We start from the raw sequence: 16,791 nt of genomic DNA, 5'->3' as shown, positions 1-16,791 counted from the left end.
AGCTTTTTTTTGTTTTGATTTTGGAACATATTGTCTTATAATAGCGTTTACAATATATATGCTTGTATGGGAGAGGATGGTTTCTTGTGAGTACACGCGTTTCGATCCGTAAGCGACTATTCGTCGGAATAACGGCAGCCGCCTGCATTTCACTCGTCGGACTTCCGGCTCAGCAGGCGCAGGAGGGCACTCGTCCCGTATTCGCCGATGCTGCCGGAACCGGGAGCTTTACATCCGGTCAACGCGTCACGCTTCAGCATAGGACTGCTTTTTTCCCTAATGCGCTTAGCAAGAACAGCCATCTGAGGAATCTCAAGGCCAGCTATTACGGGGCCGATGGAGAATCGCTCCGGCTTCACTCCGTGAAGGGGGAAATGGCATTAATCAAGTCCGATTCCCGTGGGGACCTGTGGCTCCCGACATGGTATGTTTCCAAGGAAGCTGCCAAAGTGAACGATATTTCCCCGCTCTCGCTTCAACTGCGCAGCAGCGGCAGCATATACCTGGCTCCCGGAAGCGCGGTGAAATGGCCGGTATCCCAGACGGGAACGTCCCTCATCGCCGTAGCCCAGTGGAAGGACTGGTACGGCGTTATGGTCGCTCCCTCCAAGTGGAAGGAAGATTACCGGATCTACCGCCCGGCGCTGATGTGGGTACAAGGGAAGGACACGACAGCCAAGAAGGCGATGCCTGAAGCGCTTCTCGGTGGCAATTCGGAAGTAGCGACGGATGTGGTGCGCAACTTGACGGAGTTTCTTTTTAAGAAAGGGACCCCTTCTTCGTACGTGAAAAAGCTGCTCGGCGAACCGCAGGCGAGGGAGACATCGCGGAATCAGGAATCGAGCTCCAATAAACCGATGATTCTCGGCGAGACCTGGAGATATGAGCAGCGGGATGCCCATTATACCGTGACGTTCTCCCCATCCGGAAAGCTGAGTTCCAGCGAATGGGTAATCCCTTCGGCGGGATCCTTCGAGCGGAGTTACAATCCTGGCGATGATTACGAGTTTACCTATCATCTGGACGTCCTGCCGCTGCGGAAGACCATAACAGCCGAGCCCGATTGGCGAAATCAGGGTAATCTGAACTTCACCTTCCTGCTTGAAGCCAACGAGGATGTCCTGCTCCTCAAGGGAGATGACGGCGGGTTCAGCGGCATGCACGATAACTCTTCCTTGTACGCAATTGACCGGGGCACCGGCAAGAAGCTGTGGCAGGAGGATGCGGGATTCGGCTGGTATACGGCCATTACAGATCGGGAGCGGAAGCATGTCACGATGTACTCGGCATATAATCCGGAGGTTAAGGATTACGTGGCCCGCGTGCGGCATATCCGGTTGTCGGATGGCAACGTGTTATGGGAGGTTAAGCCCAAGAACCAATTCGGCTTGAAGATGACGGCTGCGGCCGATGCGATCATACTGGAAGAAGCTTTGAACATGAACGAAACCAAAAGCGTGCTGCGCGTCCTGGATCAGGATACCGGCAAGCTGCGTTGGAAAAAGACCTTGTCCGGCGAACACCGCTTGCTGAATGCAGGAACGGGCGATCCATACGTGCTCATCGAGCAGAACGGACAGCTTACCGCTTACGATCCGGTCACCGGCAAATCGGCATGGAATGTGAAGGTCGGCAAGAGGGTGATGGACGATCCGTCCCGAGATCCGTATTTTACCGGAGGTTATCGTTACGATCCAACTGCGCCAGCGGATATGACAACACGATGGATGCTGCTTGGCAAGGAATGGGTTCTGCTCAATACGGAAACCGGCGTGCGCGAAGACACGTATCCGGCACTGGAGATGGAAAGGTTCGAGGTGCTGAATGAGCGGTATCTGCTGGTGCAGCGTGCGCTTGGCGGGGAGTATTTCAGCGGGGCCGCCGCTTACGAAAGCGTACTGTATGACCGCCTTGAAGATAAGGAACTGTGGACAATTAAAGGGAAGGCCACCCGTGGCGTCATCGAGGGAGCGCGAGTCTATCTTGCCTTGAACGGCATTCCGGCTGCGGTAGATATAGAGAGCGGCAGCATCCTATGGAAGATGGAGACCACTTCCAAAGCGGGTGACGATCTGTCCCATCTGGTTGGCAGCAGCTACGGAATCCTGGATCCGTGCCTGCTGATAAGTTTGGGAAGCGATCTTGTGGTGTTGCATAAGGAAGACGGCAGAAGCTTGGGCAGATTGCATGACGTGATCACCGGCAACGTCGATTTGCGAGAGACCTATGCCAAAAACGGCGCGCTGAACGTAACGGATCAGGATGTGCTCGTCGGCACGGTCAACGGAGCTTTTGTTCGTTATGATGCCCGAGCGTTAAAGGAACGCTTGGATGAGCTGTTATAGCTTGTATCGATAGATGACTAACACCGTAGGGAGACGTCCGCAAAGGAGGAAGACTTATGGGCAAGAGGCTTAAGTTAGCAGGGCTTCCGATCATCAGCCTATTGTTGATCCTATGTTTGGGCTGCGGCAGCAAGCAGTCGGCCAGTTATGCGTCTTTGGTAAAATACGATGACCAAGAGTATATCGGAAAAGGCACTGAGGGTGCCGAGGCTTTTGCGGAGGCGGATTTGACCTTGGCGGGCACGATCCAGAAGCGGCTCGAGCCTGATCAATATCCGGATACGCATTTATCCTCGAACGAGCTGCCCGAAGGCACGGAAATCTATGTCGTCGATGAACATACGTTGGTGGCTTTGCAGGAAGGCCGAAGATTCAAGGTGTTTGAGCGCATGGAATAAATGCAGATGAACGATAAGCGTCCCTGGTGTCTGGAAACAGATGCTGGGGGCGTTTTTTTGGTCTTATGTTATCTTGCGAATTTTGATATTGTTTCGTTTCTATTGAATGGTATAATATTCCTGGTTCAAATTGACTAGATTTGAAAGACTTACATTCTGATAAGAGATGAGGTTCATTCATGTTCAAGAAAATGTTGGTTCTGCTATTGGCGGTTTGCGTGATGGTTCCCAGCGTGGCCGGTGCAGCATATGGGGAGTCGGGCAAGGCAAGCGCCAAGATTGCAATGCTGCTGCCCGATGGCACGCCCTTGATGGAGGACGGCACGGTCTGGATTACGTACAGCCGTCTTCCCATCAACCGAATCCCGATTCCGATGGGCGGAGATCTGAAGTTCGTCGCGGGCTCCAGCGGATACGGGTTCGGCGTCAATAACGCGGGCGGACTGGTCATGTGGGGGGAATCGGGTTATCAGGCTGTAGCGGGTGCTAATCATGTGAAACAGGTGGGACAAGGTTACTGGTTGACCTCTGACGGCATCGTCCATCGCATGGTTGATTCCAAGCCGCAGACTGTAAAGGGGTTTGAGGGAATTTCCGTTTTTGACGAGAACAACGGGATTATCGGCGGCGTTACCCAGTCGGGGACGGTCTTATACCATAATCGTGCTTATACGCCGGAGCCCGTGGCTCTGGGTCAAGCAGCGGACGTGGGCGCGATCCGCAAAATCAAGGTTGCCGGAGACTATGCCGCTATTTTATACAATGACGGAAGACTGGTGCTGTTCAGTACCCTTCGAATCAACGGCAGCACGACTTACCTGTCCCAAAACTTGATTAGCGACGGGGCTGATATTTCTTTCGGTAAAGAACAGAAGCTGATTTTCGTCAAAAAGGACGGAACGGTGTGGAATGCGAGATTGGATGTATTCACGCAAACCTTCGAAATGAGCCCGTTGAACGGGATCAGCGGAGTGAAAGAGATTGTGGGAATCGAAGGTTCCAAGAGCTTTTTCGCCCGGCTATCGGATGGGACTTGGACCGAATATGATCATGGACAATTATATGATGTGACGGTTCCGAGCATTACGGGCGTTACGCTAAAGGTAGCGAACAGCAAGCCGAAGGTGGGGAGCTCCATCACGCCAACGGTCGAATTTCAGTACAGCAGCGGAGAGAAGCACAAGATTCCGGCGAATATGATCGCTTTGTCCGTAGACAAGCCGCATTTAATTAAAGCTGGAGATAAAGGAACTTACAAAATCATGGGCGTAGGCGAAGCCACGCTGACGGTGGAGGTCGCGGGCAAGAAGCAGTCCGTGAAAATCGTTTCAGGACTTGGCAAGCCGTTGGAGAACGCCAAGCAGGAAAAGGGGATTACTTACCTGCCGTTGAAGCCGGTATTCCAAGCCGTGGGAGGCTCGGTCCAATATCAGGCTGCTTCCAAGACCTTCGACATTACCGTAGGAGAAACCAAGCTTTCCGTTAAGGCAGGAAGCAAGCAGGCGAAGATCAACGGCAAAACCGTGAACATGAAAGGCGCTCCGATCCAGAACAAAGGGGAGACGCTCGTATCCGCGGATCTGCTGACCGCAGCACTGGGTGCAAAACTGAAATGGGATGCATCCAAACAGCAAATGACCGTGACGCTGGGCGCGGCACAATTCGTCGTAAAGGGCGAGCCGAAGAAGGCAACGAGCAGCGGCAACACCGGAAACGCCGGGAAAAGCAAAATGTCATCGGTTCCTGCGACCGGAAGCATGGCTGGTTGGAGGCTGCTAAAAGGCCATGAATATGAAAAATCCTTGCGCATTTATTACCAATACAAGAATGGCATCCTGTCGACCAAAACGGAAGATATCCGCAAAGTGGATTTGAATAAAAAAGTGACTTGGACGGATGATTACGGCCGCAAGCATACCAATACGGTCCGTGAAATCTACTCCCTGTTCACCCTTTCGAATGAGTACACCTCAGAATGGCTTCACAAAAAGTTCGGAAGGCTTTATGAAGACTGGCTGCTTAGCTCTTTGGTAGATGCCGCTCGGATTGTTGAGCAGTATTTGCAAGAGACCGGTCAGATGCCGAGTTATGCACCCAATGTAACCCTTACGCCGGATGCGGTATTCGAATACGAGTAAGCGAATGCGAGCAAGCAAAAAAGATATTCTCGTTTCGGAAAAGGGCCAGGAGATTCCTGGCCCTTTTTGCTATGGAAGCGATTCTTTCTCGTGGACGAATACTATTCCACCGCAAGCCCCATCCATCTCCCTTATGCGGCGAATATTATAACTTACATCAAAATATAGTAAACGTAAATGCAAGCCCTGTTACTTGCAATTTTAAATACAAAGGGGGGACATTCATGAAGCGAAGGACACCGCCTGACCGCTTGACTGAGCCGGGGGCGGCCGATACTCCGCCTCCCAGAAGGCACACCCTGTTTTGGAGAATGTTCGCGAACTATTTTCTCCTTATTCTCATCCCCGTCATTGTTGCTTCGGTTCTTGCTCAGGTGCTTGTCGTTCGCATCATCGAAAAGGATGCCGAGCGTTTTAACCAAGTGGTGATGAACCGGTTCTCCGAGCAGACGGATGCCGAGCTTCAATCGCTAAAGACAAGCATGATTAATATCCTGAGCACATCCAGATTGCGGAGCGTGCTGCTCGCTCCCATGTCTTCGTCGCCGGAAAGCCAGCTTCTTCCGGAGCTGCTTCATTCCCTGCGGGAGCAGCTGCAGCAGCTGGAATCGGATGAATTGGTCGAGAAGGCTTATTATTATTTTGTCCATCAGGATTTAATGATCGATGCCGAAACCTATACGAACAAAGCGTATTATTTCCATTCCCGCTATCCCTTGGATCTAAACCGCCGCCACCAGCTGGAAGCCGAATTATCCGGCAAGAAAATGATGGATTTCATGGATTCTCCCGCTTCCGTGACGGCTTCCATGAGTTACCCGTTCAATACCGCCGCCCCTGAAGTTTACCTCCTGGTCGAAGTGAAACGAGACAAGCTTGAGGAGCGGATTCATATTCCGGAGAGCTGGGTCACGGGCACGGCCATTGTGGATGATACTGCCCAAGTGATCGCCCGGACCGGTTTGACCGAGCAGGACCAGCATGCCCTGCAGCAGCGAATACGCACGGATGGTTTCGCTTCGCAATTTACGATATCGGACAAGGTGGGGCTGTCCTTCATGGCGTCCGGCTTCAACGAGTCCTGGCATTATATCAGCATGGTTGATCTAGGCACATTGATGAAGCCGGTCCATATTACCCGCTTAATCTGCTGGTTGTTCCTCCTGTTCTTCCTCATTGTCGGCGCGCTCGCCTCGTATTATTTAAGCCGGCGCTTGTACCGGCCGATTCGGGAGATCAAGGATGGCTTGAAGCTGCACCATGCTCCGAATGAAGAGGGCCGTTACGAAGGTAACGAGTTTGACGTCATCAAGCGCTACTCCCAGTTCATCATGACCGAGAATAAAGAGCTGTACCAGATGGTGAACGGGATGCTGCCGATCGTGCAGGAGCAGTTTTTCACGAAAATCCTGCTGGGGCAATACCGGGATGCCTTATCGATTGAGTACTACGCCAAGGAGATTGAGTTTGCTTACAGCCATAAGGCGGCAAGAACCGTCCTGTGCATCTCTTTCCACTATGACCGGTCGTTTTATGATTCGACTTCGGAATCCGCCAAAATCTTTTTGCTGACGGAGCTGAAGGACAAGATCCACCGGCTGGCGCCCGGCATGGTCTGGATCTGCCAGACAAGGCCGGATTTGATGGCTTGCGTCGTCCAGCATGATCACATCACGGAGGGTTATCCGGAACGAATAGCGGAGCAGATCAGGCACGTTTTTCTGCAATACGGTGTCTATTATAAAGCGACGATCGGGATCGGCAGAACCATTCATGCCATCGAAGAGCTGCATCAGTCCTATGAGCATGCGCTGGCCATGCTGAATTACCGGGGGCTGCATTCCACGGTGGAGATTTGCGGCAGTCTGCCTTCAAGGGAGCTGCAGCAATGGGACTCTTTCCTGTCCGTGCAGGAGGTCCAGCGGATCCACAACCAGTGCAAAACCCGGGAGTATGACAAGCTGCTCCATTCCGTGCTGGATCTGCTGGAGGAAGGGAAGCGTAAGGATGCGTCAGCCGTGCAGATGAAATATCTGCTCGCCGATGTGCTCAACACCTGGATTCGGGCGGTGGAGTCGGAGCGCAATGAATTGAACGTTCCCTATTATTCCGGTCTGTTCGAGCGAATGAATCGCTGCATGACATGGGACGAGCTGACGCAATGCTTCCAGGACATTCATGGCTTTCTGTTCCGGAAACCGGCCTCCAGCAGCCGCAGCCAACAATTTATGGAGATTTTGGAGTACATTCACGAGCACTACGATCAAGAGCTGTCGATCGAGCATTTTGCCGGCATGATGAATATGTCCATCGGGCATTTCAGTCGAACCTTCAAGGAAGAGGTCGGCGAGAAGTACGTGGAATATATCGCGAAGTACCGGCTGATGAAGGCGAAGCAATTTTTGCTTGAAACGGATTTGAAAATAGACGAAATCGCCGAAAAGGTGGGGTATTGGGGGAGGAATTCCTTGATTCGGGCTTTCCGCCGATATGAAGGCATTACGCCTGCCAAATACCGGAGTTCCCATCAATAGGAAAGAAGAGACTGCATTATTTTCTGAAGTCTCTTTTTTTGCATGGAACAGGCCGAAAGCCTTGCGGCGCAGGCATAACAAAACATGCGTCTTAAGGAAAAGATGTTTGCTTTACGCGAAGGAAGCACGGCTCGTATAGTGGGGACAACAACAAACGAATGTAAATGCTTTCAATCGGAGGTGGGGATTATTGGCGCAGCTATCACGGATCGGTTACGTTCTGAAAAAGCATAAAGCGTTGTACTTGCTGATGCTGCCCGGCATCTTGTACTACTTGATATTCAAGTACGCGCCGATGTACGGCATCATCATTGCTTTCCAGGATTATTCGATCGGCCGGGGCATTTTGGGAAGCAAATTTGTGGGACTGAAGCATTTCATTGAATTTTTCTATGTCACCCCCGATGCATGGAAGCTGATACGCAACACGATCATGCTGAATGTGTACGATCTGCTGTTTCATTTTCCGGCGCCGATCATTCTGGCGATCCTATTCCATGAGCTGAAGAGCAAATGGTTCAAACGGTTCGTGCAAAACATCAGCTACATGCCGCATTTCCTGTCGACCGTCGTGATCGCGGGCATTCTCGTCACCTTCCTGTCTCCGACCACGGGCGTGGTGAACCATCTGCTCGTCAAGCTGTTCGGCATCGAGCCGATCATGTTTCTCGGCATACCGGAGTGGTTCCGGACGGTGTACGTGGGCTCCGAAATATGGCAGAAGGTCGGGTGGGGGACCATTCTCTACCTGGCTGCGATTGCCGGCATCGATCCGACGCTGTACGAGGCGGCCAAGATGGATGGGGCCAACCGGTGGCAGCAGATCCGGCATATTACGTTCATCGGCATGGTGCCTGTCATGATTATTCTGTTCGTGCTGTCGCTCGGCAATTTCATGGAGGCCAGCTTCGAGAAAATCCTTTTGATTTACAACACGATGAATTACGAAACCGCGGATGTCATTAATACCTTTGTGTACCGGCGGGGCATCCTGGATGCCGATTTCAGCTTCGCGACCGCAGTAGGCCTGTTCCAGTCGGCGATTGGCTTCATTCTGGTCGTTGCGGCCAATCGGGTCGTACGCAAATATTCGGAGACCAGCCTGTGGTAAGGGAGGTGCGCGATGAAAAAGCAGGAAAGCTTCGCTTCGAAGCTGTTTGACGTATTCAATATATTGTTCATGATTGTGCTGATCATGGTAATGGCCTACCCGATGGTGTACGTATTCTCGGCTTCCATCAGCAACAATGCCATGGTCGCGAGCGGCGCGGTGCTGCTATGGCCGAAAAAGATTACGCTGATCGCTTACGAACAGCTCATCTACAACCCCGATCTCTGGGTGAGTTACTGGAATACGATCCGGTACACGTTCCTGCATACGTTGCTGACGTTGATTGCAACCTCGGCGATGGCGTATCCGCTGGCGAAGCGGTGGCTGCCCGGCCGAAGAGTGATTCTGCTCATGGCAGCGTTCACGCTTCTCTTCAGCGGCGGCATGATTCCAACCTTCCTGATCGTTCAGAAGCTGGGGATGCTGGACACGATCTGGGCGATCGTCCTTCCGTCGCTGATCAGCACATGGTACCTGTTCATTATGCGGACATTCTTCGAGGCGCTGCCGGAGGAGCTTGAGGACGCGGCTGCCATCGACGGATGCGGATCCATGCAGATTCTGGTGCGGATCGTGCTGCCGCTATCCGTGCCGGTGATGGTCACGATCGGCCTGTTCACGGCGGTGAATCAATGGAATTCCTTCTTCAGCGCTTTGATCTACCTGAATGACCGGGAAATGTACCCGCTGCAAATCATGATGCGCAACATCCTGATCGCCGGCACGAACGTGCAGGGCGAAGGTGACCTGACGCATCTGGAAACGCTGAAATACGCCATGATCATGATCGGGACGCTGCCGATCCTGTGCGTCTATCCGTTTATCCAAAAATATTTTGTACAGGGCACGATGATTGGCGGCATTAAGGGGTAGTCATGGATTTAACGGGAATCCATTTCTATACGATGTGATGATAAAAAAGAAGGAGGTTATGGAATGAGGCAAAAGGGGTTCAGAACGGCGCTTGCCATGATCCTGCTCTGCGCGATGCTGGTTACGGGCTGCACCGGCGGGGGCAAGGACGATTCGGGGACGTTAAGCCCTGACAAACCGGTTGCTTTTTCATGGCTCGTATACGACCGGGTGGAGGGCAAGGTTCGGGATGACTGGGAGATTTTCAAAGAGATCGAGGCCAAGACGGGCGTCAAAGTGAAGTTCCAGATCGTCAGCCAGGAAGGGCTTGAGGAGAAAAGGCAGATCATGATTGCCACGAATACCGCTACCGATTTTATCCAGGTGCCGACGCAGGACGGCCGGGAGCATGGGCCGGAGAAGGTGTTCCTGAACCTCCATGATTATTTGGATCGGGCTCCGAATCTGAAAGCCTTTTACGAGAAATATCCTGAAGCCAAGGCGCTGGCAACGGGCACGGACGGAGGCTTGTATACCGTACCTGTCCTGGAGGGGGATGCGGAAGGCAAGGGCTTTAACTTTATCTGGTATGCCCGCAAGGACATTATGGATCAGCACGGGATACAGGCGCCGACCACCGTGGATGAATTTTATCAATACCTGAAAACGTTGAAAGAAAAGGTGCCGGACTCCTATCCGCTCATATCGAACGCGATCGTAGGCGACACGGGGCTGTATACGACCTTCGGGCGTATCTTTACCGGCATCAGCGGTTTTTACAACCTGGATCCAACCAAGGATCAATACGCATTCGCGCCGTATCATGAGAATTATCAGGATATGCTGGTGTACCTGAATAAGCTGTATGCGGAAAAATTGCTGGATCCGGAATTCTCGCTGCTGACGCAAGCGCAGTGGGAGGAGCGCATCCTGACGGGCAAATCCTTGGTGACGTTTTTCTGGAAGGCCGATCTTGAATCCTTGGTTGCCAAGGCGAGGGGGGCCGGCACGGCGGAATATGAGCTGGACGCAATTCCATCCTTTGCCGCCGAAGGGATCAAGAACTATCAGTTCTCCCGTCCGGTCGTTGGCACCGTCGGCCGAGCGATATCGGCCAAAGTGAAGGATAAGGAGCGCGCCGTCCAATTCCTCGATTATTTGGTCAGCGAAGAGGGAACGAATTATCTGTCCTTAGGAATCGAAGGCAAAACGTATACGATGGAGGACGGCAAAGCGGTATATAACAAGGAGTTCGGCGAATCTCCGTTTAATGCGCTGCGCAAGGATTGGGGCGTATGGTATGACCTGATCACGCTGAATAACGCCAAGTCGCGGGAAGTGTGGGAGCGCGGGTTAAGCGAGAAGAGCAAGGATATCAATGCAAGGTATGAGCAGTATATCGTCCCTGCACCGAAGCAGATCGTCAAGACGGAAGAGGAGCTGGAGCTCGAGAAATCGAAGCTGAACAATCTGAATAAATTCCTTGAACAGAAGGTAACGGAGTTCGTAACCGGCAAAACGCCGATCAACGATTCCACGTATCAGCAATTCATCGACCAAGCGAAGAAACTCGGCTCCGACGAACTTCTTGCCATGTATAACACCGCATATACGCGCACATACGGCGGCAAGTAATTCTTAATGGAGATGGGGGAATCAGGCAATGGACGATACCAAAATCATCGATGTCGACGTTCATAACGAGCAGGACGACAGGGCGCTGCTGCCATATCTGCAGGAGCCTTGGCGCTCCCGGGTAGCGGCATCCGGCATCGGGTATGCAGGCTCAGGGTATTACTCGCCGATCGGCGTGATGAAAAAAGACTCGATCCCTCCGGGGGGAGGCAAGGCCGGCTCCGATCCCGATTATATGATCAAGCAGCTGATCGAAGGCTACAATCTGGACTATGCCGTATTGACGGGAGTCGTCTATAACATCTCCTCCACGCATGATCCGGATTATGCGGCGGCGATATGCTCGGCTTATAACGATTATCTGATCGCCGAGTGGCTTGGCAAGCATAAAGCTTTTAAGGGAGCCATGGCGGTAGCTACCCAGGACCCGCTGCTGGCGGCACGCGAGATCGATAGGATCGGCGGCCATCCGGATATCGTAGAGGTGATGATCTCCAGTGCGGCGAGGTCGCCGCTGGGACAGCGCCACTATCACCCGATCTACGAAGCGGCGGCGCGTAACGGCCTACCGGTCGCGATCCATCCGGGAGCGGAAGGCGGCGGGAGCTCGACGGCTCCCACCGCGGCCGGCTACCCGACACGCTACATCGAATGGCACACCTGCCTCTCCCAGATGTTCATGGCGCATCTGGTGAGCATGGTCTGCGAGGGCGTGTTCGTGAAGTATCCGAGCCTCAAGGTCGTTCTGGTTGAAGGCGGAGTAGCCTGGCTGCCGGGCCTGATGTGGCGGCTGGACAAAAATTACAAGGCTCTGCGCGCAACCGTGCCCTGGCTGACGAGAATGCCGAGCGAGTACATCCGGGATCACTGCTACTTATCGACGCAGCCGATTGAGGAGCCGGATAATCCGCAGCATCTCATCGATCTCTTCAATATGATCGATGCCGAGAACATGCTGCTCTATTCCAGCGATTACCCGCATTGGGACTTCGACTCGCCGGGCCATGTCCTGCGGGGGTTGAAGCCGGAAGCGCGGCGGAAGATCTTTTATGAGAATGCGAAGCAGCTGTACCGGCTGGATTGAAGGATTGGATGAATGGATGATGGATAAATGGACGAACGGATGAATGGACGAACGGATGAATGGATGAACGGTATCCGTATGAACCTAGCATGAATAATTGAAGCTGGGGCTATGGGCAAACCAAAGTCAAACCAAAGACAAACCAAAGACAAACGAAAGACGAACCAAAGGCAAAGTTGAAAGAAAGTCGAAATCAAAGGCGAAAGAAGAAGGTCGAAAACAAAGGCAAAAACAAGGTTGGACCCAAGTTGAACCAAACTCAAAGCCAAACCCTACAAAGCTGGGCGCATAGGCAAGGAGGTGGCATGTATGGCGGTACATTACGTGCTGGCGGAGGAGGACGTTCCGGAGGGCGGGCACGCGGTCGTGAACATAGAGGGACGCGAAATCGGCATCTATCGGGTCAACGGCGAGTATCATGCGATTCTGAACTACTGCCCGCATCAGGGGGCGCCAATCTGCGCAGGACTGGTCTCCGGTACGACGCTTCCTTCGGAGGTATACGACTACGAATACGGCCGGGCAGGCGAAATTGTCCGCTGTCCCTGGCATGGGTGGGAGTTCGACCTGCAGACCGGCAAGTCGCTGTTTAGCGACCGCATCCGGGTGAAGAAGTATAAGGTGGAGGTCCAAGAGGGCAAGATCGGGGTGGTGATGGGGAGGAAATAGGCGGGGAATTGAAGGAATGTGATTATTGGGGCTTCTGGTATCATTACTAGCCATGGGAACTCAAGTTACTTGTGTCAGCTTTTAACGGACCCTAGATCCGTTATTTAAGATCAAAACTCGATTTTTTACAATGTATCGGACTCCAGATCCGCTAATGTGCGAATTATGGATGCCAACACCAATAAAAACAGCAAATAAGGTCCTCTATGTCCGCTAAAGATACCAAAAGGGCTATTTTGTACGAAATAAGGTATTCTGAGTCCGTAAGAAAGCCGAAAGCCCTCACGACCATAGAGCAAGAGGACTTCGGGACATATGGAATGATATGGCGATCATAATTTTGGACGTCCGGTCCACAGTGAAGTGCTGCTCACTGCACTGTTCGTCTAAGCGGGGGCATAGGTACGGTGCGTAGTCCGGTAACGGCTTGGATGGCTCTCGATTGAAAAAAGAGCGAGTATGGTGGGAGTGAGCCCCCTCATACTCGCTCTTTTAGTCGTCCCGATATTTCCGGCAGGTATACTGTTTTCTACTATAATCCCCTTACACCACCTGCGACAATACCAAGCCCCCGTAAGCGAACGCGGCCAGGATCACCAAGGCCGGGTGGATCTTGCGGATGTTCATGGCCCAGAAGGCGACGGCGGCGATGCCGAGGGATTGCAGGAGGCCGATGGAGATGACCGAGCTTTTGCCGATCTGCCAGGTCAGGGTCAGCATCATGATCGCGATGACCGGCTGAACCAGCAGGGTCATGCCTTTGACCACCGGCGACGTGCGGTATTTCTGCAGCAGATTCAGCAGCCAGATGAGCGCTGCCGCGGAAGGGATGACCGTCGCCGCGAGGGCGAGGGTCATGCCCATCCAGCCGGATACGCCGTACCCGACAAAAGCGGCGATTTTGGTGGCGATCGGCCCGGGAAGCGCGTTGCCAAGCGCAAGCATGTTGGAGAATTCCGGGTCGGTCAGCCAGCCGTGATTCGTGACGATTTCCTTATACATGAGCGGGATCGAAGCAGGACCGCCGCCATATCCGAGCACGTTGGAGACAAAAAAGCTGACCAGCAGCTGAAGCCATTCTTCCATCAGGCGGACCCCTCCTTATCCCGTCTTTGTTTTTTGAGTTTGGCTACGGTTCTAAAATGCACGGTGCCATAGGCAAGGAACAGCATAATGACGAGGGCCGGATGGATCTGGAGGCTTTCCAGCAGGAGAAACGACACCACAAAAAAACCGATCCCGGCGTAAATGCCAAGTCCCTTCACGGCCTTCTCGCCGAATTCGTAAGCCATCGTGCCCAGCATGACCGCAATGACCGGCGTAACGCCGGCAATCATGCCTGCCACGACTTTGGAGCTGCTGAGGAACGTCACCGCCGACAGCAGCGCGATCATCGCGATGCAGGTCGGGAGGATATGCGCAAGAACCGCGACCACCGCGCCTAGCACCCCTTTTTCCCGGTAACCGAGATAGGCGGCCATCTTCGTGGCGATCGGACCCGGGAGCGCATTGGCCAGAGCCAGCACCTCTCCGAATTCATCGTCGCTGAGCCAGCCGTAACGAACGACGGCCTCATGCCGGATCAGCGGAATGACGGAGGGACCGCCGCCATAACCGAGTATGCCGGTTCGGAACATGCCGAACGTTAATTCCATGTATGGATTGCTGTTTTTATCATCCAAGGGTAGGAGTCCTTTCTGTCGAAAATCAGAGTCTGATGCCCATTCGGCTTTTATAGCGCTTGATTAAGATCTGCGTGTCCACGCTGGTTATGCCCGGAAGCGGGTAAAGCTTCTCGTTTAGAAACATTTCCATTTCCTTATGATCGGCAAACAAGCCGTGCATATGCAGTTTGCTGGGACCGGTCATATGATACAGGCTGGTCACATATGGCTCGTTCTCCAGAGTGTCCGCCACCTGCTGCAAATATTTGGGCTCAACCTCCACATTGAAAAAAGCGGACACCGAAATCCCCACTTTCTCCGGATTAATGACGGCCGCGAAGCGCTCAATGACGCCGTCATCGATCAGGGCATTGACCCTGGCCTGCGCGGCCACGCGGGACAAACCGATCTCCTTGGCCAAATCCGTGTACGAGATTCGTCCGTTTTTTCCGAGAATCGCAATGATTTTACGGTCCGTATCATCAATCAGGGGAGATGAGTTCTCGCCGGCAGCGTGAATATTCATGGAATGCAGCTCCTTTAGTTTTACTTATATGTAAGACTAACCGCGTGTGGATATTACAAAACGTAATTAAGATTAAAGTTACACTTACGATACGTTTAAATATATAAGTTCTTTATATTGTTTTCAATATGATTTGCAAAATTTGAAACTTTTTCTCCGCATTTCAAGTCTAAGACTATGGATAGAAAAAGATAGATTTGAATGATTTGGATGTTGACATGCCTCAATGGAGAAGGCGGAATGATTCCGGAGAAGCGAAGCGGTCCCCTTTGACCCTGGATTTTCACCACTTGTAATCTGTTGGAAAATAATTTGGGGGCAACAGGGATTGGAAGAATAATCCGCATGCGTAGTGCTGAAAGGGCTACTGGTTAGAATCCATTTCACAATTCTATTAAATGGTTCCTTTTATATAATTACCCTTTTATATCAATTTATGATAGGATAAACGAGGTGAATAACTAGCTTCTCAGGATTTTCATTTGGAAAGGCGGCATGGATATGAAGAAATTATTTTGCCTCATTCTGGTTATCGTTATGCTGATCCCGGCGAGCATCGTCTCGGCGGCGGGCACAACCACTCAAGCCAAGTCGAAGGACAAACCGATAAATCTTGTTTTTGCAGGTGACATTCTATTAGACGGATACGTGGGAAACCAGATTGATAGATTCGGTAACCTATATCCTTTTAAGAAGGTAACCCCCATCTTGAAAAAGGCGGATATGGCGTTTGCCAACCTGGAGACGCCGGTCTCCATTCGCGGCAAGGCTGCGGATAAAACCTTTGCTTTCCGTTCGAAGCCGGACACGCTCAAGGGCCTGGTATACGCGGGAATCGACGGCGTCACGCTGGCGAACAACCACATCCTGGACTATGGCCAGCAGGCCATGCTGGACACGATCACGCATCTGAAACGCCAGAAGATCGGGTATACGGGTGCCGGGCGAAATATAGACGAGGCCTTCAAGCCTTACGTGCAGAACATAAACGGGAAGAAAGTCGCGGTGCTGGGCGTCAGCCGGGTGCTGTCGGGCAATTCCTGGATTGCGGGCAAGAACCACCCGGGTGCTGCCTCCGCTTACACGATGGAACCGATGCTGACCCATATTAAGAAGTCGGCCAAAACCAACGATTATACGATCGTATACATCCATTGGAACCAGGAATTCGCCGACTATCCGGAAGAATATGCGCGCACGATGGCCAAGAAGATGATTGACGCCGGGGCCGACATCATTATCGGATCGCACAGCCATACGTTGATGGGCATCGAATATTACAAGAACAAGCCGATTTATTATTCGCTCGGCAACTTCGTGTTCAACCGCTCCACCCGGGGCGGAGACAAAACCCTGCTGTCGATGATGGTGCATGTTGAGATTCAGGGCTCCAAGATCACGAGCCGGATTACGCCGGTGAAGATTATTCAAGGCCAACCGAATCTGATGGACAAGAAGTATAATAAAGAGATCATCGCGAAACTGAACAAACTCTCCTACAATGCAAAAATTGATGCCAACGGCAACGTCAGCAAAAAATAACAGGGAATCTTAAAGACAACCGCGGCTGTAAGCTGCGGTTGTTTTTTTGTGCGCTTTTTGGAAGTTCGCCGTAAAAACAAGTCGGAAGCTGGCGGCTAGGCGTTTGTTTTCATTCCCCGCATTTCGACAAAAGCTGTGCTTACGCCACCCATCCGGAAATTCCTGCCGAAAAAATAAAATAAAATTTTACAAAATATATTGTAATTTAAAATAAAATTTCAATATGATGAAGGGAAGAAGACGGGTTATTTTCGTTCGTCGGAAGCGGTAAATACGAATCGGCAGCATACTTT

General features: G+C 52.2%; 13 protein-coding genes. 10 read left to right on the top strand and 3 right to left on the bottom strand.

All coding sequences use genetic code 11. The features are described 5' to 3' along the window. Positions 1-86 precede the first annotated feature (86 nt). The 9 genes from RB298_RS32600 to RB298_RS32560 all read left to right on the top strand — a co-directional run bounded on the left by RB298_RS32600 (position 87) and on the right by RB298_RS32560 (position 12,766). A complete protein-coding gene (locus RB298_RS32600) occupies positions 87-2,345 on the top strand; it encodes an outer membrane protein assembly factor BamB family protein (RefSeq protein ID WP_486050439.1) in 2,259 nt (752 codons plus the stop codon). 56 nt (positions 2,346-2,401) lie between these two features. Continuing rightward, positions 2,402-2,743: a hypothetical protein gene (locus RB298_RS32595; protein WP_096775205.1), complete on the top strand. Its 342-nt coding sequence runs from the start codon at positions 2,402-2,404 to the stop codon at positions 2,741-2,743. 179 nt (positions 2,744-2,922) lie between these two features. Beyond that, positions 2,923-4,881: a copper amine oxidase N-terminal domain-containing protein gene (locus tag RB298_RS32590; RefSeq protein WP_486050437.1), complete on the top strand. Its 1,959-nt coding sequence runs from the start codon at positions 2,923-2,925 to the stop codon at positions 4,879-4,881. A 224-nt stretch (positions 4,882-5,105) separates the two neighbouring features. Beyond that, positions 5,106-7,415 (top strand): helix-turn-helix domain-containing protein, encoded by a 2,310-nt coding sequence (locus tag RB298_RS32585; RefSeq protein WP_486050435.1) that lies wholly within the window; start codon positions 5,106-5,108, stop codon positions 7,413-7,415. 190 nt (positions 7,416-7,605) lie between these two features. Further along, positions 7,606-8,526, top strand: a complete 921-nt coding sequence (locus RB298_RS32580; protein ID WP_486050433.1) for an ABC transporter permease — start codon at positions 7,606-7,608, stop codon at positions 8,524-8,526. Positions 8,527-8,538: 12 nt separating this feature from the next. Then, entirely contained in the window at positions 8,539-9,399 is an 861-nt protein-coding gene (locus RB298_RS32575; RefSeq protein ID WP_036662331.1) for a carbohydrate ABC transporter permease, read from the top strand. Positions 9,400-9,462: 63 nt separating this feature from the next. Continuing rightward, complete coding sequence (locus RB298_RS32570; protein ID WP_486050431.1) at positions 9,463-11,013, top strand: ABC transporter substrate-binding protein; 1,551 nt, start codon at positions 9,463-9,465, stop codon at positions 11,011-11,013. Positions 11,014-11,041: 28 nt separating this feature from the next. After that, the gene (locus tag RB298_RS32565) at positions 11,042-12,097 is read left to right on the top strand and encodes an amidohydrolase family protein (protein WP_486050429.1); all 1,056 of its coding nucleotides are present in this window, start codon (positions 11,042-11,044) and stop codon (positions 12,095-12,097) included. 309 nt (positions 12,098-12,406) lie between these two features. Continuing rightward, the gene (locus tag RB298_RS32560) at positions 12,407-12,766 is read left to right on the top strand and encodes a Rieske (2Fe-2S) protein (RefSeq protein WP_096775212.1); all 360 of its coding nucleotides are present in this window, start codon (positions 12,407-12,409) and stop codon (positions 12,764-12,766) included. Positions 12,767-13,309: 543 nt separating this feature from the next. Here RB298_RS32560 and chrA read toward each other — a convergent pair. The 3 genes from chrA to chrS are packed head-to-tail and all read right to left on the bottom strand — an operon-like array spanning position 13,310 to position 14,956. Continuing rightward, positions 13,310-13,852 carry a chromate efflux transporter ChrA gene (gene chrA, locus RB298_RS32555; protein WP_486050427.1) on the bottom strand — a complete coding sequence of 181 codons (543 nt, stop codon included), beginning with the start codon at positions 13,850-13,852 and terminating at the stop codon, positions 13,310-13,312. Beyond that, positions 13,852-14,421 carry a chromate efflux transporter ChrB gene (gene chrB, locus RB298_RS32550; RefSeq protein ID WP_096775426.1) on the bottom strand — a complete coding sequence of 190 codons (570 nt, stop codon included), beginning with the start codon at positions 14,419-14,421 and terminating at the stop codon, positions 13,852-13,854. Before chrB ends, chrA begins: the two co-directional genes overlap by 1 nt. Positions 14,422-14,473: 52 nt before the next feature. Next, positions 14,474-14,956 carry a chromate efflux transcriptional regulator ChrS gene (chrS, locus tag RB298_RS32545; protein ID WP_213580451.1) on the bottom strand — a complete coding sequence of 161 codons (483 nt, stop codon included), beginning with the start codon at positions 14,954-14,956 and terminating at the stop codon, positions 14,474-14,476. A gap of 501 nt (positions 14,957-15,457) precedes the next feature. On the opposite strand from chrS, the gene RB298_RS32540 reads away from it, so the two are divergent. Continuing rightward, the gene (locus RB298_RS32540) at positions 15,458-16,498 is read left to right on the top strand and encodes a CapA family protein (protein WP_486050424.1); all 1,041 of its coding nucleotides are present in this window, start codon (positions 15,458-15,460) and stop codon (positions 16,496-16,498) included. The last annotated feature ends 293 nt before the right edge of the window (positions 16,499-16,791 follow it).

Source organism: Priestia sp. BR_2 (assembly GCF_041954005.1).
GTDB lineage: Bacteria > Bacillota > Bacilli > Paenibacillales > Paenibacillaceae > Paenibacillus_AQ > Paenibacillus_AQ lautus_A.
The sequence above is the reverse complement of the archived record's forward strand: the minus strand, read 5'-3'. Positions and strand labels throughout refer to the sequence as shown.